The 20,026-nt window shown below is 64.9% G+C and carries 18 protein-coding genes; 5 read left to right on the forward strand and 13 right to left on the reverse strand.

Translation table 11 applies throughout. The features are described from left to right. Nucleotides 1–54: 54 nt before the first annotated feature. Nucleotides 55–1,026, reverse strand: coding sequence for a quinone oxidoreductase family protein (locus DGI_RS11885; protein ID WP_021761320.1), 972 nt, complete (start codon nucleotides 1,024–1,026; stop codon nucleotides 55–57). 188 nt (nucleotides 1,027–1,214) lie between these two features. Here DGI_RS11885 and DGI_RS11890 point away from each other — a divergent pair, with 188 nt between their 5' ends. After that, nucleotides 1,215–1,571: a nuclear transport factor 2 family protein gene (locus tag DGI_RS11890; RefSeq protein ID WP_051286701.1), complete on the forward strand. Its 357-nt coding sequence runs from the start codon at nucleotides 1,215–1,217 to the stop codon at nucleotides 1,569–1,571. A 96-nt stretch (nucleotides 1,572–1,667) separates the two neighbouring features. Next, nucleotides 1,668–2,723 carry a polysaccharide deacetylase family protein gene (locus tag DGI_RS11895; RefSeq protein ID WP_051349744.1) on the forward strand — a complete coding sequence of 352 codons (1,056 nt, stop codon included), beginning with the start codon at nucleotides 1,668–1,670 and terminating at the stop codon, nucleotides 2,721–2,723. A 25-nt stretch (nucleotides 2,724–2,748) separates the two neighbouring features. Here DGI_RS11895 and DGI_RS11900 read toward each other — a convergent pair whose 3' ends face one another. After that, nucleotides 2,749–3,144 (reverse strand): HEPN domain-containing protein, encoded by a 396-nt coding sequence (locus tag DGI_RS11900; RefSeq protein WP_021761324.1) that lies wholly within the window; start codon nucleotides 3,142–3,144, stop codon nucleotides 2,749–2,751. Nucleotides 3,145–3,475: 331 nt separating this feature from the next. Between DGI_RS11900 and DGI_RS11905 the strand changes: the two genes are divergently transcribed. Beyond that, nucleotides 3,476–5,032, forward strand: coding sequence for a hypothetical protein (locus tag DGI_RS11905; RefSeq protein ID WP_021761325.1), 1,557 nt, complete (start codon nucleotides 3,476–3,478; stop codon nucleotides 5,030–5,032). A gap of 153 nt (nucleotides 5,033–5,185) precedes the next feature. Here the strand turns inward: DGI_RS11905 and DGI_RS11910 are convergent, their stop codons facing one another. Then, nucleotides 5,186–6,412, reverse strand: a complete 1,227-nt coding sequence (locus DGI_RS11910; RefSeq protein WP_021761326.1) for an MFS transporter — start codon at nucleotides 6,410–6,412, stop codon at nucleotides 5,186–5,188. A 21-nt stretch (nucleotides 6,413–6,433) separates the two neighbouring features. Beyond that, a complete protein-coding gene (locus DGI_RS11915; RefSeq protein ID WP_021761327.1) occupies nucleotides 6,434–6,988 on the reverse strand; it encodes a DUF2148 domain-containing protein in 555 nt (184 codons plus the stop codon). A gap of 142 nt (nucleotides 6,989–7,130) precedes the next feature. Between DGI_RS11915 and DGI_RS11920 the strand changes: the two genes are divergently transcribed. Then, nucleotides 7,131–8,114: a chromate resistance protein ChrB domain-containing protein gene (locus tag DGI_RS11920; protein WP_021761328.1), complete on the forward strand. Its 984-nt coding sequence runs from the start codon at nucleotides 7,131–7,133 to the stop codon at nucleotides 8,112–8,114. Here DGI_RS11920 and DGI_RS11925 read toward each other — a convergent pair. Genes DGI_RS11925 through DGI_RS11960 form a run of 8 tightly spaced genes read right to left on the reverse strand, consistent with a single transcriptional unit; the run spans nucleotide 8,078 to nucleotide 15,599 of the window. Then, nucleotides 8,078–8,908 (reverse strand): L,D-transpeptidase family protein, encoded by an 831-nt coding sequence (locus tag DGI_RS11925; protein ID WP_081696979.1) that lies wholly within the window; start codon nucleotides 8,906–8,908, stop codon nucleotides 8,078–8,080. The genes DGI_RS11920 and DGI_RS11925 overlap by 37 nt on opposite strands. Next, nucleotides 8,826–11,249 (reverse strand): bifunctional diguanylate cyclase/phosphodiesterase, encoded by a 2,424-nt coding sequence (locus DGI_RS11930; protein WP_027193371.1) that lies wholly within the window; start codon nucleotides 11,247–11,249, stop codon nucleotides 8,826–8,828. The genes DGI_RS11925 and DGI_RS11930 overlap by 83 nt, the downstream gene beginning before the upstream one ends. Nucleotides 11,250–11,253: 4 nt before the next feature. Continuing rightward, the gene (locus DGI_RS17350) at nucleotides 11,254–11,877 is read right to left on the reverse strand and encodes a biliverdin-producing heme oxygenase (protein WP_051286689.1); all 624 of its coding nucleotides are present in this window, start codon (nucleotides 11,875–11,877) and stop codon (nucleotides 11,254–11,256) included. A gap of 4 nt (nucleotides 11,878–11,881) precedes the next feature. After that, complete coding sequence (locus DGI_RS11940; protein ID WP_081696977.1) at nucleotides 11,882–12,457, reverse strand: chemotaxis protein CheD; 576 nt, start codon at nucleotides 12,455–12,457, stop codon at nucleotides 11,882–11,884. After that, nucleotides 12,444–12,875, reverse strand: a complete 432-nt coding sequence (locus tag DGI_RS11945) for a response regulator (protein WP_021761332.1) — start codon at nucleotides 12,873–12,875, stop codon at nucleotides 12,444–12,446. The genes DGI_RS11940 and DGI_RS11945 overlap by 14 nt, the downstream gene beginning before the upstream one ends. Further along, nucleotides 12,872–14,410: a sensor histidine kinase gene (locus DGI_RS17355; protein ID WP_021761333.1), complete on the reverse strand. Its 1,539-nt coding sequence runs from the start codon at nucleotides 14,408–14,410 to the stop codon at nucleotides 12,872–12,874. The genes DGI_RS11945 and DGI_RS17355 overlap by 4 nt, the downstream gene beginning before the upstream one ends. After that, nucleotides 14,407–15,108: a cobalamin B12-binding domain-containing protein gene (locus tag DGI_RS11955; RefSeq protein WP_051286688.1), complete on the reverse strand. Its 702-nt coding sequence runs from the start codon at nucleotides 15,106–15,108 to the stop codon at nucleotides 14,407–14,409. The genes DGI_RS17355 and DGI_RS11955 overlap by 4 nt, the downstream gene beginning before the upstream one ends. Beyond that, nucleotides 15,105–15,599, reverse strand: coding sequence for a globin family protein (locus DGI_RS11960; RefSeq protein ID WP_144284185.1), 495 nt, complete (start codon nucleotides 15,597–15,599; stop codon nucleotides 15,105–15,107). Before DGI_RS11960 ends, DGI_RS11955 begins: the two co-directional genes overlap by 4 nt. A gap of 309 nt (nucleotides 15,600–15,908) precedes the next feature. On the opposite strand from DGI_RS11960, the gene DGI_RS11965 reads away from it, so the two are divergent. Next, complete coding sequence (locus DGI_RS11965) at nucleotides 15,909–16,223, forward strand: cupin domain-containing protein (protein ID WP_021761336.1); 315 nt, start codon at nucleotides 15,909–15,911, stop codon at nucleotides 16,221–16,223. 113 nt (nucleotides 16,224–16,336) lie between these two features. Here the strand turns inward: DGI_RS11965 and DGI_RS17360 are convergent, their stop codons facing one another. After that, nucleotides 16,337–19,924: an ABC transporter substrate binding protein gene (locus tag DGI_RS17360; RefSeq protein ID WP_021761337.1), complete on the reverse strand. Its 3,588-nt coding sequence runs from the start codon at nucleotides 19,922–19,924 to the stop codon at nucleotides 16,337–16,339. Nucleotides 19,925–20,026: the final 102 nt, after the last annotated feature.

Genomic DNA, 20,026 nt, shown 5'->3' on the forward strand with positions numbered 1-20,026 from the left:
AACCTTTCTTGAGAAAGGTTTTCCCCCGAGAGTTCTTTTCAAAAACAACGCGCTCTAGCGGGTCAGGACCACCTTGCCCTGCAGGCGACTCCCCGCCATCATGGCAAACGCGTCCGCAGCCTGCTCCATGGGCAGGACGGCGCAAATCTCCGGCACAATCCCCATCCGCGCGACGAAGTTCACCAGCTCGTGCATTTCCGCCAATGAGCCCATGACCGACCCGGTGATGGTGAGCTGGTCCACAATCACCGGCAGCAGCGGCATCTCCACCTCCCCTCCCGAGGTAATCCCCACGGTGACGATGGTTCCGCCACGCCGGACCGAGGCCAACGAGTGCGCCCAGGTGGCCCGCCCAACATTGTCGAACACGGCATGCGCCTTGCGCGGCAGCGAGGCCTGTTCCTCGAATGCCTGATGCGCGCCCAGCTGCAGCGCCAGCTCCCGGCCCTCCCGGCTGCGGCTTGTGACCCAGACCTCCATGCCCATGGTGCGCCCCAGCTGCACCAGCGCCGTGGCCATGCCGCCCGTGGCCCCTTGCACCAGCATGGTCTGCCCTGGCCGCAGGCCGGACTTGGTGCACAGCATCCGCCAGGCCGTCAGCCAGGCCGTGCCCAGCACGGCGGCGTGCAGGGGCGAGAGTTCCGGCGGCAGGGGGATGACGTTGCGCTGCGGCGCCAGCACATAGTCGGCAAAGGTCCCCTGCTCACGTTCGCTGAATATCCGCCAGGAAGGCGTCAGGGTTTCGTCGCCCCACTCGGACTCGCCGACAATCACCGGGTAGAGCACCACGGCCGTGCCGTCGTCCAGGCAGCCGGCGGCGTCGTTGCCCAGAATCATGGGAAAGGGAATGGGCGTGGCATGCCCGGTGACGCCGCACAGGGTGAAGAGGTCGTGCCTGTTCAGGCTGGCATGCGTCACCCGCACGCGCACCCATCCCGGCCTCGGTTCCGGCTCGGGCCGCTCGCCCAATCGCAACGCGGCCAGGGGATTCTCGGGGTCCGGGGTATCGCAGTACACTGCAAACATGTCGTGCTCCTTGGAAAAACGGTGGGGGAAACCCGACAATCCTGCCTGCCACGTTTGACAACAGCCTGTCAGGAGCAGTCACGTCGCTTCTGCAGGTCAACTACTGACAGACAGTTGTCAGGAGCCGACGCCATACGTTGGCTTGCACCGGGCGTCCTGCGCCCCACCATGTCGCAAAGGAGATCTGCATGACCAGCATGACCAGCACTTTCAGCGTCCCCCTGCCCCCAGTCATCGAGACCTATTTCCGCACCGCCAACGCCCATGACGCCCAGGCCGTGGCCGATTGCTTCGCCCCGGACGGCGTCGTGGTGGATGAACAGCGAGAGTACCGGGGACCTGAAGCCATCCGGCAATGGAAAGACGCCTCCAACGCCCAATACGCCCCACACATGGAGCCCTTGGCCATGAAAGAGGACTCCGAAACCGGCCGGACCGTCGTCACTGCCAGCATTTCCGGGTCCTTTCCCGGGAGTCCCGTGGATCTGAAATTCGCGTTCACCGTGGAGCAAGGACGCATCGCCCGGCTGGAGATCGACTTCTAGCGGCCATCATGCCATAGCTGGCGGCGCATGGGATGCAGCGCTCACGCAGGCTGCAGTTCCATGCGCCCCTGGCACCCCTTGCCTCCGGATTCCGTCATGCAGCCACCTGCCCCTGCCGCGCCTGGCCTGTTCGTCGTCCCACGACGCACCGTTTGCCTGGGCATCGCCCTGGTTCTGTTCTGCCTGCTCACCGCCACGACGCCCGCCCAGGCCCAGGAACTGGCCCAGGAACTGGCACAGGCCACAGCCCACCCCCTGCTCGAATCCCTCTTCCCCCCCGGGCAGCTGGCCTCCACGCCGGCGGAACGTCAGGGCACGCCCCGGGCCGTGCGCATCCCTCCGCCGGCGCGTACCGTGCCCATGCACCTGCTGCCTGCCCTGCCCCCGGACTCGCCCCTGCGCGGATCCATCCGCCGGGTGCGCATCGAAGGGTCGGAAAAGCCCATCGCCCTGACCTTTGACCTCTGCCAGACCGCCGGCCGTGTGACCGGCTACGACGGCGAGGTGGTGGAACTGCTGCGCCAGCACAACGCCTCGGCCACGTTCTTTGCCTCCGGGGCCTGGCTGGCCGACCATCCCGAACGCGCCCTGCAGCTCATGGCCGATCCGCTGTTTGAAATCGGGAACCATGGCTGGACCCATCGCGATCCCCGCGCCCTGGCCGGCGATACCGCAGCCAACGAGCTGCTGTTCACCCAGGCACAGTATGAACTCCTGTACGAAACACTGACCCAACGCGCCGAGGCCGCCGGCATGGCGGCAGACGCCATCGCCCATGTCCCGCCCTCCATCCGCCTGATGCGCTTCCCCTTCGGCTTCTGCAACGCCGCGGCCCTGGCCCTGACGGCGGAATTTGGCCTGCCGGCCATCCAGTGGGACATCGTCAGCGGCGATCCGGACCCCCACGCCAACCCCGAGCGCATGGCCGCCGAAATCCTGCGCCGCGCCCGGCCGGGCAGCATCGTCATCGCCCACGCCAACGGCAACAACCATGGCACCGCCGCCATGCTGCGCCGCGTGCTGCCAGGATTGACGCAACGGGGATTCCGCTTCGTCACCATGTCTGCCTTGCTGGCCCAGGGCACGCCCGAGGCCGCGGGGGGCTGTTACGGGGAACGTCCGGGGGATTATGACGGGAATCTGGGGAAGTGAAGCCTTGCGTCCTTGATCGCGCTGCCTACCCCAGGCACCCCTGGACATAGTCCAGGATTTCCTGCGTCGTAAAAAAGCGCGTCTTCACCACATCGCGGTCCAGGGGGGGCTGGTCGGGATAGCCGGCATAGCGGGCGTGGTTGAGCACCGCCGCCACGTTCTCGGCCAGGGCGTTGGCCACGTCGCACATGGCAATTTGTCCTGGCAAGACACGATCCTGCAGCCCGACATATTCGGCCTTCGGCATGCCGTGGCTGGCCAGCACGGCCCGGCAGGCATGCCGGCAGGCCACAGCCAGAAGCTGCAGGCAGGCCTCCCAGCGGCGCGCATGGGCCAAGAGTCGGGCGTCCTCAAAATACATCCGCCCCAGGGAGAGCTCCACGGCCGGGAGAGACTGCGGAGCGTGTGAATCCTGCATCATTCGCGGACACTGCCTGCGCTGTGAAAAAAAGGCAAGGGCCGGGGTGCGCCAGGGCCTGCGCGAGATTTCAGATCCGCATCATATGCTGCCTGCTCACCGACCGCGGCAACGACTGTGTGGAGCAGGTTTCATTGCCCCTGACGGCGATGGAACCAATCCAGGCGGTGCGTATCTTTTTGGCGCATCCCAATTATCCAGCAACCTGAGCCATTGACAGCTCATCGATCTTGCTGGATATCTACAAATCAATTTTAATGCTTGATACTGCCCTGCTGCGACGCAATACCCGGCTTTTGGTCAGTGTGACCGTCTATTCGACACCGGAGGAACCATGCGCACCGTGAAACACTGCTGTCTGCTGCTGACCCTGGCCGTCCTTGCAGGTTGCGGCAAATCCATGGAAACCGCCCGTCAGTTGGCGGCGCACAATGTCTACAAAGAGGTCGCCTACGAGAACGCCGCGCATCCCGGCCCGAGCGTGGTGGTGCTGCCGGGCGTCATCACCTCGCCGAGCTACGAGTTTCTGGCCAATGTCAAGCCGGACACCCTGCTTGAATACGGCGAACTCGAACTCGGCAAGGCCAATTTCAAGATTGTGGAGCGCAACTCCCTGGCCAGCATCTATCAGGAAATTGCCCTGGCGGCGAACCTGGGCGACGGGTCCATGTCCGCGAGATTCGCCAAGGTCGACCTTGCCCCGCCCCAGTGGCTCATCCTCTTCGACATCGCAGACGTCCAGACCCAGACCACGGCGTTCAGCTACTCCGACAAGAACTCCGCCAGCTTTGCCGGGGCGCTGGTGGGCAGCTTCTTCGGCAGCGCGGAAATCGGTCAGAGTGTCATGGGCTCCATCAGCAACGCCAAGGAACAGCGCGCCTGGAACATCACCATGCACTACCGCATTCTGGACGGCGCCACCGGACGCAAGCTCCATGAAGGCAAATTTACCGAGCAGGCCACCATCAACCGGGAACTCAAGGGCTTCATGGGCGTGGACACCGCCCAGGCCAGCGGTCTGACCCTCGGCACCGTGACCCAGCGCCTGGTGCAGAAAGCCGTGCAGGACATCGACAGGCAACACAAGATGGCAGCCCTTGCCCAGGCTGCCACCACGCCGGAGAGCGAGCCCGAGGCGAAGCCTGCCACGGCCAAACGCGGCAAGGCCGCCAAGACGGAGCAGGCCGCCCTGGACGCTGCCCCCCTGTCCGCACCGGCAGCGCCCGAAGTGCCCTGTGCCCCGCAGCGCCTGGGCGGCTTTGTCTGCCAGATTCCCGAGGCCTGGTCCCTGGGCATGCCGCCCCGGGCAGTGGATGTGGCCCTGGCCCAAAAGCCGGACCTGAAGCGGCTGATGGAAAGCAGCAAGCGCGGCAACAAGTCCGAATTTCTCGATACCATCATCGCCTTCGACATCCTGCGCACGGCTGGTCCCCTGGTCACCCTGAGCGAGCCGGAATCCCCCCTGGCGCGCATGGGCAAGATCCTGGCCGTGTCCGGTCAGGGCGTGGAGGGCCGGGTGTTGGTCTTCCCCGGCGCAGGCGGCAAGGTGACTCCGGCCAAACTGACCGAAGCGGTGCTCGGGCACATGCAAAACGCCGTGGTGGTGGAACCCCTGGGCGTGGAGACGGTTTCCGCCAGCAGCGGCCAGCGCAACATCGGCGTGTACAAGTACATCAAGGTGGAACGCCGCAAGGAAATGTCGGGGGAACCGGATATCGGCATCGACGCCAAGCGGGAGGAAAAGATCATCTCGATCCCGCACTACCACAACATGGCCCTGTCCGTTGTGCCCAGGGGCGACGACCTGCTGATGGTCATCATCATCGCCCCGGAATCGAAATTCCTGCCGCAGCTCGAAGCGGTGAAGGTGCTGGTCGCCTCGGCAGAGTAGCGCGCACAGTCAATAGAGCACGTTGTTTTTGAAAAGAATTCTCGGGGGAAGACCNAAGGTTTCCCCTCTCGCAATGCCTTTTTAAGAGTAAAATGTTCTAGCACACAGGGGGCGGCGGCATGGCCGCCCCTTTGTTGTGTGGTCGCGCCGCGCTCATTCGATGCCCCCGGCCTCTCTGCGTTCATGCGGAATGCCTCTCCACAACACAGGCAGGGCCGCCAGCAACACCACGCCCAGGAGGGCGAAGGCGGCCTTGTAGCCCAGCGCCCCCACCAGCAGGCCCGAGAGGATGGGGCCGGAGGCGTGGCCGATGTCGAAGATGGTCCCAAAGGTCCCCATGGCCGCGCCGTAATGCTGTTTTTTGCAGATGTCCGCCACCAGGGCCGCGGAGGAGGAGGTCACGAAGGCCTCGCCCAGGCCGAAGACCAGCGCCGCCAGCAGCAGCGTCCAGAAGCCGCCCAGCCAGGGGATGGCCATGAAGGACAGCGAGCAGGCGATGAGCCCCAGGGCGATGACCGGTTTGCGTCCGTATTGATCCGAAATCCGCCCCATCAGCGGTTTGGAAAGCATGGTGACCACGATCTGCGCGCCCCAGAGCAGGCCGGCCTCAAAGGCATTGAGCCCCGCCACGGTGACGGCATAGATGGGCAGGAACGCTTCCAGTGCGCCCATGGTCATGTTCTGGATGCCTTCCATGGACGAGACCACCACCACCCGGCGGTCGGAGAGCACTTCCCGGATGCCGGCCTTGAACTTCGCCCAGCGCGCCGGCAGGCCGCCGGTGTGCTCCATGCGTTCCTCGCCCTGGAGGATGCGCCAGCCCAGCACCAGGGAGGCCACGCCCAACACGCCGCTGACGAGATACACCGTGCGGAAGGCCCACAGGCCCGGCTCGGAATTTTGCCCGGCGTCTCCTCCAAACAGGGTGTGCAGGATGAACCCACCCACGGGCGCGCCCAACAGCGTGCCAATGATGGTCACCGACGAGAACCAGCTGAGCATCTCGCCCTTCTTCTCGCCGGCCAGGTCGGCCACCACGGCCATGACCACCGGGCCGTAGACGGCCGTGGCCAAGCCGTGCAGAAAGCGCACGACCACCAGCGCCCAGTAGCTGTGGATGAACAGATAGGCAAAGGGCAGCACGGCAAAGACCCACAGCCCGGCCAGCATGGTCCTGCGCCGGCCGATGACGTCGGACAGCGCGCCCGAGGGCATCTTGAAGAAAATGCCCGTCACCGTGGAAATGCCCACGGCCAGGCCCACGGCTTCCGGTCCTGCGCCCAGGAACAGGGCAAACAGCGGCAGCACCGGGTTGCGGGCCAGGGCATAGGAGAATCGGGCCAGAAACCCGACGCCGTAGAGCGAATTGATGGCGTTCATGCGCTGTCCTGATGGCTGCATCTAGTGTTTGGCAGGGGTGGAACGGTCGTGGAAGGGGGACTTGCCGTACACGCCCAGGGGAATGCCCATGACCACCTCGGCGTTGATGTACCCCAGGGCGCGGGCGGTGGCGCCCACGCGCTGCTGGACGCGGTTGTCGATGGACAGGATGCTGGCGGACTTGGCCGCCGAGGCCAGGGCCGCGCCCACGTCCATGAGCCGCATGGCGCAGTGCGGGCCGGCGTAGCCCATGGCCTTGTCTTGTGCTTGCCGGGCTTTGACAAACTCCTTGCAGGTGGCAAAACCGCAGGCCCCGCAATCATACCCCGCGGCGGTGAACTTGGACAGGCCCACCAGCAGCACGGCCTCGGCCTGGGCGCAGTTGGCGGCGTCGCGGTTCCAGAAGGCCTCGTTGGTGGACTCCGGCGCATAGGCGGCCATGCGCTCAGAAATCTTTTTCAGGTCTTCGGGATTGTCGATGATGACGATTTCCAGAAAATCCTTGCCCCCGGCCTTGGGGGCGGTGCGGGCGGCGGCAGCCATGAGCTGGGCGGCGAGGGAAGCGGCAGGGTGCATGGGGTTCTCCTTGCATGATGATGGCAATTGCCATGCTGTTCAAGATTGATTACTTTCAACTGCCATATAAACAACAGGCCTTGGCATGTCAACTGGCATGTCATACAATGCTTGTGTCTCACAACTGACCGAAGGAGCGACCATGACTCATCCCTGGCTGCTGTGCATCCATAATATCCCTCCCAAGCCAGCGTACTTGCGGGCGAAAGTTGCCAAACGACTGGCCGCGCTCGGAGCCGTGGCCCTCAAGAACGCCGTGTATGCGCTGCCGGACACGGCCCAGCACCGCGAGGATCTGGGCTGGCTGGTGCGGGAGATTGAAGACGGCGGCGGCAAGGCCTTTGTGGTGGAGGCGGCCTTTGTGGCCGGGATGGAAGACGCCCAAGTGCGGGCCCTGTTCCAGCAGGCCAGAGAGCAGGACTACACGGCGCTGCTGGCCCAGGCGCGCGGTGTGGAGCAGGAACTGGAGACCCTGGAGCCGGACGCCGCCGCCCGAGCCCTGGCCGAGCTGTGCCGGCAAGTGGCCGAGGTACGGACCGTGGATTTCTTCAACGCGCCGGGAGGCGATGTGCTGGAGGGTCTGGTGGGAGCCATGAAAGCCCGGCTACAGGCCCGGGACGAGCGGGCCGTGCTGGCGGCCGGGGAGGTGGCGCGGTCACTGGAGACGTTCCAGGGCAAACTCTGGATCACCAGGGCCGGCGTGCATGTGGATCGCATCGCCTCGGCCTGGCTCATCAGAAGATTCATCGACCCCGACGCGGCCTTCGCCTTTGTGGAGACGACCACGCACTCGCCGGCCTCGGGGGAGGTGACCTTCGACATGCAGCAGGCAGACTTCAGCCACGAGGGCGAGCGGTGCACCTTCGAGACCTTCATCCACCGCCTGGGCCTGCACGACGACGCCCTGGCCCGCCTGGGCGAGATGGTCCACGACATCGACCTTCGAGAGGCGCGCTACGGCCACGCGGAAACCCCCGGCCTGGCCGCGGCCCTGGCCGGCGTGGCGTTACGGCATGCCGGGGATCAGGACCGCCTCCAGGCCGGGGGCGTGGTGCTGGATGCGTTTTACGAAGCGTTTCGGCTGGGGACTCACGGCAACTGCCACGCCTGCCGCACTCGTTCGTAGACCGTCCTGGGGAACTGCGCCAGCACCGGGTCGGCGGTCGGGTTCAGCCACAGGAGCAGGTGCCGGATGGCCTCCTGGTCCATGGCCGTGCAGCCTGCCGTGGGCGCTCCTGGTCCGCGGGCCACGTGCATGAAGATGCAGGATCCATCCCCGGGCTGCGCCGGCGTCTGGTTGTGGGCCACCACCACACCATAGCGATACAGCCCGTCCTCGCGCAGCATGGCTTCGGCGCTGGTCCAGTCCACCGCCGTGGTGCTGTTGGAAAGGATGGTGTTGTAATGACGGGATGCCACATCATCCACGCAGACCAGATCCGGCGTCACCGCAACCAGGGGCATGTCGGCCCCGGGCACCTCGCGCGGATCATAGGCAAAGATGTTGCCAAGGGCGTACATGCCCGTGGGGGCGCGGCCGTCGCCCTCGTGCTTGTCCGGTTCGCCGGCCAGGGGAGCGTCGGCAGGATGCAGTCCCCTCCCCCATCCCTGGCCGCTGCGGCCCAGGCTCACGGCAATGGGTTCGCCCACGGGCCGCCAGGGCTGGGAATCCTCCTGGCGGGCATAGCGCTGCAGGGTGGCGGGCACGCTGTCCCAGTCTGCCGCCAGCACCAGCAGCAACTGCCGGCTGTGCTGCCAGGGCAGGGGCTGTTCTGCCCGGGCGCATGGCGCGGCCAGCAGCAGCAGGCCACAAGCCAGGGCCAGGTGCAGGTGCAGGCTAGGCCGGTGCAGAGGGTTCCTGATGGAGGGCGATGCCGCTGCGGCCGCCGTGCTTGACGCGATACATGGCTTTGTCTGCATTGGTGCACAACTCCTGTTCCGTTTGCCCATGATCAGGATAGATGGCGATGCCGATGCTGGACGAGATGTGAATCTCGTGGCCAGCCAGTGCAAACGGCAGGTCCAGGGCGTCCTGGATCTTCTGCGCCACCCGCACCGCGTGGGCTTCCATGGCAATGCCGGGCATGAGCAGCACAAATTCGTCCCCGCCCAGGCGCGCCACGGTGTCCGACTCCCGGACCAGTCCCGTAATACGCCGGGCCACGGCCTGCAGCAACAGGTCTCCCACGGCATGGCCGTAGAGATCGTTGACGGGTTTGAACTTGTCCAGATCGATGAACGCGATGGCCAGCCGGGCCTGCTCCCGCCGGGCCTGGGCCAGGGACTGGTGCAGGCGGTCGAAGAACAGCGTCCGGTTGGGCAATGCCGTGAGGGCGTCGTAATGGGCCATGAACCGGATGCGCTCTTCGTCGTTCAGGCGATCAGTGATGTCCATCATGAAGCTCAGGGTGGCCGGCCGGCCATTCCACTCAATGTTCACCCCGCTGGACTCCACCCACACCGTGGAACCGTTCCGGTGCAGCGCGCGAAAACGGTAGCGCTGGCCGTCGTCCTGGCCTGCCAGCCGCATCAGATGCCGGTCGTGCACCAACGGCCTGTCTTCGGGCAGCACGAACTGCAGAAACGGCTCGCCCGCAAGCTCGTCCTCGGCATAGCCGGTCATGCGCATGAGCATGGGATTGAAATACGCCAGCCGCCAATCCTGAAGCACCACAATGCCTTCCTGGGCCCGCTCCACCAGCAGCCGAAAGCGTTGCTCGCTGATGCGCAGCACGGCATCGGCAATGCGGAGCATGTGGGCGTTGAACAGGGGAACGAGACGCTTCACGGCGTACATGTCGTGACGGGTCCAGGCGGTGCACAGGCCGGTGATTTCCAGCCGGAATGTTTCGAAGGACGTGCGCGGATGGGCAACGCCACTTTTGGGATGCATGGTGTAGGGCTGCTGGGGATCCCCGCCCCACAGTTCCTCCACCACAATTTCCGGCCGGAACCACAACAGAAAGATATTGCCGTAGCCGCCCAGACGCAGCCCGAGCACCCCGGCTGCCAGATGTCGCCACGCCTGACTTTCGGGGAGATCCCGTCCCAGGGCGTTGGTGGCGTGAATGTCGTCCGTCAGCTGCCGGGACAGCCAGTCGGCCACAAAAACCACGACGCTTGCGGCGGGCGTGCGGCCCATGGCGATGATTTCGCCATTGTCCACCAGCGCCACCCCTTCTGCATCAACCAGCTGCATGAGATCCGGCGCAATGCGTCGCACCAGGGCCTCCAGGGGTTGCGTGCCGGAGATCTTGCCCTGCAGGCTTGCCAGCAGCGCATCCTTGACCTGACGCTGCCGCTCGGCCTGCTGGGCGAGCAGGGCTTCCAGGGCATGGCTGAAATCGCCGGCGATGAGCACCAGGGCCCGTTGCTGTTCCGGATGCAGAAACCGCGGCCCGGCATAGTGATGGCAGGCGACGAGCCCCCACAACCGGCCGGCCACCAGCACGGAGAGAGACAGGGAGGCCTCGACACCCATATTCTTGAGGTACTCTATGTGGATGGGCGAGACGGCGCGCAGGCGGGCGTGGGTCATGTCCAGGGGCGGGGACGATTCCTCGCCGGCGCACGGCTCCAGCGGTGGCTGGGCCACGTGCACATCCGGGATGATTCGCAACCAGTTCTGCAGATACAACTGCCTGGCTGGCTCGGGGATGTCGGAGGCCGGGTAGCGATGCCCCAGGAACGGCCGCAGCCGGGCATCCATGGCTTCAGCCACCACCTCGCCGCTGAAGTCGTCGTGAAACTTATACAGCATCACGCGATCAAACCCGGTCAGGTGGCGGACACTGTCGGTCATGCTCTGCCACAAGGCGGGAATATCGGTGGCCAGACGCAGATGGGTCTGGACGTCCTGGCAGTCGCGCAGCAGATCGGTCAGGAGGCTGACCGGGCGCGCAGCTTCGCATTCAAGCAACACGGCCCCGCCGCTGCGGCACGCCGTGGCCACCAGGCTCCTGGCAGGGTCGGCCGCGGGGTGCAGCATGCGGATGGCGTTGGGCCGCTCCCCAGCCGTCTCCAGCAGGAACCGCACGTCTTCCTGCGAGTCGTGATCAAAGAGCTCCGCCAGCGACGCCTGCACCACAGCCTGCGCCGGCTGCCCCAGCAGCGTCTCGCAGTCGCCCCCCGCACGCAGCAGGCGACGGGTGACGGCATCCGCCACCAGCATCGCCCCGTAGGCCTGGATGCGCCCAGGGATGTGCACGGGTTCGCGGTCGCACGAGCGGACGGTATGGACACCGGGCCCCATGGATTGCATCGCGTCACGCGGCTCCTCTGTGTTCAAACCAGACGCCCAGGGCCAGAAAAGCCTGCCGGGCCGCCTCGATGACGGCCGGCCCATGGCCCGCCGCGGCAACCTCCTCCAGCACCAGCCTGAACCGGTGCCATACCGCCCCCAGCTCCTCCCCGTTACTGGAAAAATAGGCAGCCCCGCTGTGTTCGTCCAGGCCCAGCGCGTGATTCAGGCTGGTGGCGATAACTTTGCCGCCAAGCCGGGAGCCCTCCAGCAGATACAACGCCCCCACGGCCTGCGCCGGGGTGGCCATGGACGGCATGGCGGTGCACTGCGGCAACTGGCGGATGGCTTCGGCCGGGAGTCCCAGCACACGCAGATCCTGCTCCAGCAGATGCGTGCGTTGCCAGTGGCCGGCCTGCAGCAGGGCCTGCAGCAGGGCCGTCGCCTCGGTGCCGGACGCGGCAAAGGTAGCGATGCCCGATTCCAGCGGGGCGATGAAGCCATACAGCAGCCGGAGCGCAGCCGTGTACTCCATCAGGGACGCGTCGCCCCGGGCCACCCGGGTCAGGGGGGAGGCATGCTCCACCTGTCGATGCAGGGGCCAGACGGCCTCGCGCAGTTGCGCGGCAAAGGACGCAGTGTGGGGCATGGCCTCATCCTACCTTTCGCGAAGGGGGAGTGTTGGAAAGCTGCCGCGCTCCCCGACGAACAACGCCGGGCTGCGCGCAGGAGGTGCGACGCAACATTTTAAGAAACACCTCCCCCGTGTGTGTCACGAACACCAGCTTTCTGCCAGAGTCCCCGCCCACATGGGTGGCCGTCACCCGCAGGTTGCGGGCATTGAGCACGGTGAGGGCCGCTTCCACATTCTGCGGCCCCATGGCGCTGGTCTCGTCGAACAGGGCGTTCGCCCCGCCGAACACCTTGCACGCCACCTCCTCCAGCGGCACGCCGAAGCCGGTGAATCGCCGACAAATCATCCCGATGGCCGTATCCACATATTTGTACGGCTGGCAGACCATGTCCGTGGCCTCATACCGGGCGGCCATGGGCAGAAAGGCATGGAACACGCCGCCGTATGCCGTGCCGGGATGATAAAACGTCACGGACACGCACGAGCCCAGAATGGTATGGATAAGCGAGGGCCGCCGGTACACCCCGCCCTGGGCAACCTGAAGTTCGAGGAGGCGTGCGCCTTCGTATTGGCGCAGCAATTTATGCAGGGGCATTGAACTCCTCGCCCAGCGGATTGGGGGACAGCTCCAGACTGCAGAGCAATTCCGACACCAATGCAGGGCTCACCGGCTTGACGAGATAGGCATCTGCTCCGGCTTCGTACTGCGCCCGCATGATGCTGGCTGTGGTCTGCAGGCAGGACACCATGATGCAGCGCGCACCGCAGCCTTCCGGCACGCCATGCTGCTGCTCAAGTTCCTTGATCCGCATCAGGGCGGCGTGTCCGTCCATGCCGGGCATGAGCACATCCATCACCACCAGGGCAAAGGGAGCGCCGGCTTCCAGGGCCTGTTCGAACAGCACCAGGGCCGTCGGCCCGTCCTCAGCCTCGGTGCATCGGCCGTGTGCCGCAAACAGGTCGTGCAGCACGGCCCGTTGCCCGGCGCTGTCTTCCACAATCAAAATGTTCATGCCTGCTCCTCACGTCTCGGATACTCGCCCCGGGGAATAACGCGATACCCCTCCTGCGACGGACACGGCAGCCGGGCGACCACGGCCACCAAACCCGGCCGGGAAAGATCCAGCTCCAGTTCGCCGCCCAGGGTCCTGGCCATGAGTCTGGCGGAATAGGTGCCCAACCCGGTGCCGCCCTGCTTGCCTTGGGTGGCATATTTATCAAAAAATCGGGGCTGAAAATCGGGCGGCACCTCCCCGGCATTCTCTATGCGCACGGTGCACCAATCTCCCGACTCCAGCAGCAGACGCACCGTGGCGCCGGGCGAGGACGCCTCGAAGGCGTTCCTGAGCAGATTCGAGAACATGGAGTGACACAACAGCTCTTCCCCCAGCACCCAGAAGGCATCCTCCGGGCCGGCCGGCCGGCCATCCAGCAACAGTTCGGAAACCATTTGCTCCGGTTGGCGTTGAAACTGCCCCACGATGTCCACCAGCACCTTGCGCAGCACCTGCACCAGTTCCACAGGCACGAGGCGCGGCGTGTATCGTCCGGTTTCCATCTGAAACAGGTGCAGGGAAATGTTGATCAGATCCAGCATCCTGTAGCCGGAATCCCGAATGAGGGAAATGTATTCACGCTGTTCGGGAGTCAGGTTGTCATCCATCAGCAGAATGGTGGGGAGGCCGATGATGCCGTTCAGCGGCGTCTTGAGATCGTGCCGGCTGATGCGGTCCATGTCTTCCTTGAGCGCCTCCACCTGCCTGCGTTCGGTGATGTCCCGCATGGAGACCAGCCGGGCAGGCTTGTCGTCCCAGGTGGTGTCGGCATGGCGGAGTTCCAGCATGCGCACCGCGCCGCCGGTGTCCCGCAGTTCGATTTCGCCCTGTCCCTTGCAGGCAAAGAGCGGGCAGGCAGCATTGCCGGACGCCTCCCCGGGAACAACCGCCAGCAGGGCGCTGGCTGCGGCATTGCAATACAGCAGCCGGCTCGCATCATCCAGCACGAAGATACAGTCCGGATGCTCTTGGATCATCTTGTGAAACCGTGTTTCCTGACGGGCCAGCCGGGCATGGCTGATGTGCAGTTCGCGCTGCAGGTTCACCAGGTCGTTGTTGACCTTCATGAACTCGTCCAGGGCCACACTGTCGGACACGCTGGGTATGGCGCGAGCCTGCTGCTGCAGCGTGCGCAGCTGGGCGGCCTGGTCGTTGATGATGCCCAGCATCTCATCGTACAAAAAGAAGATATTGTTGGGCGACTGCGAGATGATGACGTAGATCTGGCCGTCCCTGACCAGGCCGAAGAAGTTCATTACTTCGGGCCGTTTTCCCAACTGCACCGTGAGCTCCCAGGCCAGGGTTGCCCCCTTGTGTCTGGTTTCACGAAAAAAGCGGCCCAGCTTGGGCCGCATGGGCCGCTCCACCAGCGAATGCAGCGGCCGACCAACCAGCGATGCGCCAAGCAGGCCGGTGGAATCATGAATGACATGGCTGATGCGACCGCGCATGTCGCACGCGAGCACCAGCCCGTCCGGGGGGTGTGGGGTCATGCTGCATCCTCCTGGTCTGCCCTGCACAGGAAAGCAGCCAGCCGCACGCCTTCATGGGCGTCCCTGGCCCAGCCGTGCGCGCCCAGGCTGGCGGCAAGGTCGGGATTGAGCAGAAACGGGAAGCCGCCCACCAGGATCTTTACGGCAGGGAACTGTGTTGCCACAGCCTGGATGATGTCCCGGGCCAGGGGCACATTCTGGTGCATGGTGACGGACAGACACAAGGCGTGCGGCCTGCGTTCCGCCATGGCGGCGAGCACGGCATCCTGAGGGCAGTTTGCGCCCATGTAGTACGTGTCCCAGCCATCCATCTCGAAAAAATCGCAGACCATGCGCATGCCCAGCTCGTGCAGTTCCTCTCCCACGCAGCACCCGACCATCGAAAGACCATGTTTGGTTTCCGTGATGATGTAGGGAAACAGCTGGGAGATGACCAGTTGCGTGGCTGCGGTGCAAAAATGCTCCACCGCCACGGTGATGGTGTTTTCCTGCCACAATCTGCCCACCTCGTGCTGCACCGGCTGCAGCACCTTGAGGTAGATTTCGCGCACATCCGCGCCCGCCCTGACTGCATCCAGCACCAGGGCGCAGGCGCCGCGCCGGTTCCCGGCCAGCAGCTGTTCCAGATACGCCGCGGCAAGACGTGTCAGACTGGCGGACGCAGGCGAACAGGCAGACCGGTCCATGGCGGCAATCACGACGCCTCGCCACAAACAGGCGGCATGGGCGACGCCGTTTCCCAGGCGGTGGGGGCTGCAGCAACATGGGCAATCCCTTCCAGCTGGCTGGCAAGCCACTCGTAAAACGGCGCCACCTGCGCCGCCGTGGCCGGACGCAGGGTGCGCTGCATGGCTTGCAGCGCCTGTTCCAGCATCACCGGCCAATACGCCAGGGAAAACCCGTGCGCGCGGTACGTGCGCACCACCCAGACCACGGTTTCGGCAAAGGAAGCCGGGTCGTACACCGCCATGACCGAGGCCATGTATCGAAAATGGTTGCGATGATTGTTCTGCATCATCGCCATGTTGCCAGAACCAACCAGCTGTTCCAGGTTCGGGTGAGCCAGCATGGCGTCGTCCAGCAAGGCGGCCAGCACCGGCACATGCGCCGCATACTCCTGCACCGCTTCGACAGAAGGCGGCGTCAGTCTGGCCGCCGAGGACACCAGGGCCTCTCGATTCATCATCATCCCCCCATTCAGGTTGCGTGCTTCCCCCTCGCGCAGCCCGGAAACGCACACCGCCCGGCCACGCGCACCCCCGCCATAAACAGAGGGTATTCGTGGGATTACTTGATATCTATGCCGTTTATTCCAGAATGTCAAACAGAATGGCAGGTTGTTACGCTCCTCCACATCCCGGGAACCGTTCTCGGCGCATACCCCGGGCTGAAGTTTTTTACAAGATCGCACGCGTTTTTTTGATGCGTATCAAGGCCAGCCCGTGAATGCGGGATTATCACATGGGTACATCACCCTGCAGAACCCAAGGAGCATCCCATGCAATACACCACCCTGACCGCCCTGGGCGAATACCGCGACACCGGCCCTGCCCGCACGCTGCTGCTGGACTCGCCCTATGTCAAGATCCTGCAATTCAACCTCAAGGCCGGCCAGTCCCTGCCCCTGCACAAGCACGATGATGAGGGGTATGTGTCGCTGACCGTTGTGGAAGGGACAGGCAGCTTCCTCGCCGCCGACGGCAAGCACCCGGCCCACGCCGGAGACCATTGCCTGTGCCCCATCGCCGAGCCGCACGGCGTGGCAGCCGAGACGGACATGCGCGTCCTGGTCCACATCGCCCCGCCAGTGTAACGCACTTCGAGAACGCGCTTTCAAAAGAACGGGGTTCCCCAGAGAACCCCGTTCAAAGACACCGTGCCCTGATCCCCCCGGCTGGCGACGTGCGCCGGGCTGGGCCTCCCGGCTCATGCCGCCTGTTCCCGACCAGTGGCCGCGCCGATGGCGGTGATGAGCTCGTCCAGGTTCACCGGTTTGGAGACATAGCCGTCCATGCCCGTCGCCAGGAAGATTTCTTTGTCCCCGGTCATGGCGTAGGCGGTCATGGCCACGATGGGAATTCGCGCCTTGGCCTCGCCGACCTCGCCCCTGCGGATGGCCCGGGTGGCCTCCACGCCGTCCATGACCGGCATCTGCACGTCCATGAGCACGATGTCGAAGTCTCCCATGCGCAGAAGTTCCAGGGCCTGCTGGCCGTCCCGGGCCAGCACCACCCGCGCCCCCAGCCGGGAGAGGAGCTTGTCCGCCATCAAGCCGCTCACATGGTCGTCCTCGGCCAGCAAAATCCGCAGGCCGCCGAGGCTGCGCGGAGTGTGTACGCCTGCCACCGCAATCTCCTGATTCCCGGCCAAAGTACGGGTGAAGGTAATGCAGAAATAGACCGTGGTGCCCACGCCGGGTTCGCTTTCCACGGCAATGTTCCCGCCCATGAGTTCCACCAGTCGCTTGCAGATGGAAAGGCCCAGGCCCGCGCCCTGGTGCGTGCGGGTGTAGCCTTCGCTCACCTGGGAAAAGGGCTTGAAGAGGTTGTCGAGCTTGTCGTCGGGAATGCCGATGCCGGTGTCGGCCACGGAAAAGAGCACCCTGACCTGATCCGGCTGCCGAGGCGTGAGGGGAAACGTCTCCAGGGTCACGCTGCCGGCCGGGGTGAACTTGAGGGCGTTGCCCACAATGTTCGTCAGCAACTGCTGCAGCCTGGGGGCATCGCCCAACACCCAGCGCGGAATGGACGGGTCCAGCAGATGATTGAGCGCCACGCCGGTTTCCCTGGCCATGGGCAGGAACAGGTCGATGACATGACGCACCACCTCGCCCAGATCCAGCGGCGCCTGGTGGATGGCCAGCTTGCCGGCCTCGATGCGGGACAGATCCAGAATATCCGACAGCAGGCGCACCAGACGCCGGCAGGCCTGCAGGGCCGTGGCCACGTACTCGCGCTGCTCCATGTCCAGATCGCTGCCCCGGAGCAGCTGCAGCATGCCCATGACGCCATTCAGGGGGGTGCGGATTTCATGGCTCATGTTGGTCAGAAATTCGGATTTGGCCCGGTTGGCGCCCTCCGCCTTCTGCTTGGCATCGTCCAGAATGCATTCCAGTTCCTGACGATGGCGGACGCTGACCAGCAACTGCGCGAACAGGGTCAGCAGCCGACGTTCGCTCTCGCCGAAGGGCGTGGCGCTGCGCACACGGTCGAACCCGGCAAAGCCCAGACAGCGCTCCCCCTCCAGCATGGGCACCACCACCAGACTGCGGATGCCCTGAGGTCCCAGGATCTGACGATCAGGATCCGCCGGATCCAGGGCCAGCACATCGGGGATAAACAATGTCTCGCCGCGCAGGTGGGCATCCACACACATCCGCATCATGTCCAGCGGGATGGCCTGCAGATTCTGAATCTGCGGTTCGATGCCCTCGGCGCACCATTCATGGGTGTTGGTGCAGATGCCTTCCTCGAAGTGGTAGGCGAACAGATACGCCCGATCCGCCTCCACGCAACGGCCCATCTCGCCCAGGGACCGTTCAATGGCGGCATCCACCTGATCCAGGGGCAGACTGATGTACGTGGAGGAGATGTTCAGCAGCAGTTCCTGCAGCTGGCTCTGGGTGCGCAGGGCCTCCTCGGCCCGTTTGCGTTCCGTGATTTCCCAGGTGATGACGCCCGCCCCCTGGAGCACCCCCTGTTGCGAAAACACCGGGAATTTCTTGGTCAAAAACGTCCGTACCGAGCCGTCCGGCCCCAGGGTGCCCTCCTCCACAGTCACCCCGTGGCCCGCTGGCAGGGCCAGGGCCTGGCGGTCGTTTTCCATGTACGCCTCGATCTGCTCCGGCGTGGACAATCCGGCAAAGACCTCCCGGTCCGTCTTGCCGGCAACGTCCTCCGGGGTGTGACCGGTGAGGGCGGTATACGCCGGATTGACCATCACATAGCGCAGCTGCGTATCCTTGAAGACCACCACATGCTCAGCGTTGTCCAGCAGTTCCAGAAAGATGGACCGGCTCTCGTCCTGACGGCGGCGCTCGGTCACGTCGGTGGCAAATCCCAGAAAGCGATCCGCGGCAATCCGGATGGCGGAGATGGCCCACCAGCGCGCCTCGCCGTCCTTGCGACGGCAGAGCACCTCGCCATCCACCCGGCCATGGACCCGCAACTTCTCAAAATGGTGCATGCCCTCGGCCTTGCGCTCCGGGGCCAGCAACTCCTGGATGTTCATGGCCAGCAATTCGTCGCGGCTGTAGCCGGAAATGCGGCAGGCTTCCGGGTTTACATCCAGGTAGCATCCCTGGTCATCCACAATGAGAATCCCGGAGGGCGCATTGTCCACGTATGTGCGGGTGCGCGCCTCGCTTTCCCGCAGGGCCCGCTCCGCCTTGCGCCGGGCCAGCAGCGTGCAGACGAGCACCGCAAGGCCTGCCCCCATGATCGCAAGCACCCCCCCGGAAATCCAAATGACCTGCTTGTGCCTGGCATAGAACGACACAGGGCGGTTGAGCACCACAGCCCCGGACGGCAGCGCAGCCTTGGCAAGGCCGAACCGCTGCAGCTGGGCATGGTCGAACATGGGCACATTGGGGCTTTCCATGACCACCGGAATGGAGGACGCCGGCCGGCCCTGCAGCACCTGCAACGCCAGTTCCCCGGCGGCATTGCCCTGGGCGAACCCATTGACCACGATGCCCCCCAGCGCGCCGCGGCCCATATCGAAATCCCAAAAGCTGAACACCGGCCGCGGGGACGCCCCAGCCAGCAATTCCATACTCTGCTGCAGGGAGGTGGAAGAGCCGTCCGACTCCCGCAGATTGTCCAGCCGCAACACAATGGCCTGCTCCGGGAGCGCGGCCAGTCGTTCGGCCAGGCCCTCGCGGGGGAGATCCAACAGTTCCTGAATTTGGACAGGATGCGAAAGCAGCGGGAGACTCTCGCGGAAGTGTTCCATGTTCACCCTGCCCACGCCGCGGGACCCGCCCACCACCACGAGCCGGTTCGTCTCGGGGAACAGGCGCAGGGCCAGATTGACCGTGCCCGGGATGTTCAAGGCCTCGTTGATGCCGGTCACTTCGGGCTGATCGGCGAACTCTTCCGGATTGACGTTGTTCACCCCGCAAAACACCACGGGCAAGCCCGGTCGGAACAAGGGCCGGATGCGCAGCAAAAAATCAACGGCCGCGTTGTCCGCCGCCAAGGCCACATCCAAGGCCTTGCCGGCATACTTGCGCGCCAGGAACGCCTCGAATGCCTCCAGATAGCCGCGTTCCGGGTGCCGGCGTGCGTCCAGATATTCCACATGCAGCTGCATGCCTTCTGCAAGACTGGCGTGGCCGGTGGCAAAGGCCGCCTCCATGCCCTCCAGCACCGCGGCGGACCAGCGGTCCCGAAGATCGTAGGACAGCAGCACCAGCACCTGCCGTTCAGCAGCCACAGCCGGTCGGACGAACGAAGCGAACACGAGCGACAGGGCCGCCAGGGCAACCACCCTCGCCATCGCAACACGCTTCATGTGTCCCCTCCCTTCTCTCATGGCGAAGTTCGACAACCGCCTGCCACAGCCTGCAACAGCCTGCCCCGCCTGCACAGGACGGAGGGGCTTTCGGGAGCATAT

This window comes from Megalodesulfovibrio gigas DSM 1382 = ATCC 19364 (assembly GCF_000468495.1).
Lineage (GTDB): Bacteria > Desulfobacterota > Desulfovibrionia > Desulfovibrionales > Desulfovibrionaceae > Megalodesulfovibrio > Megalodesulfovibrio gigas.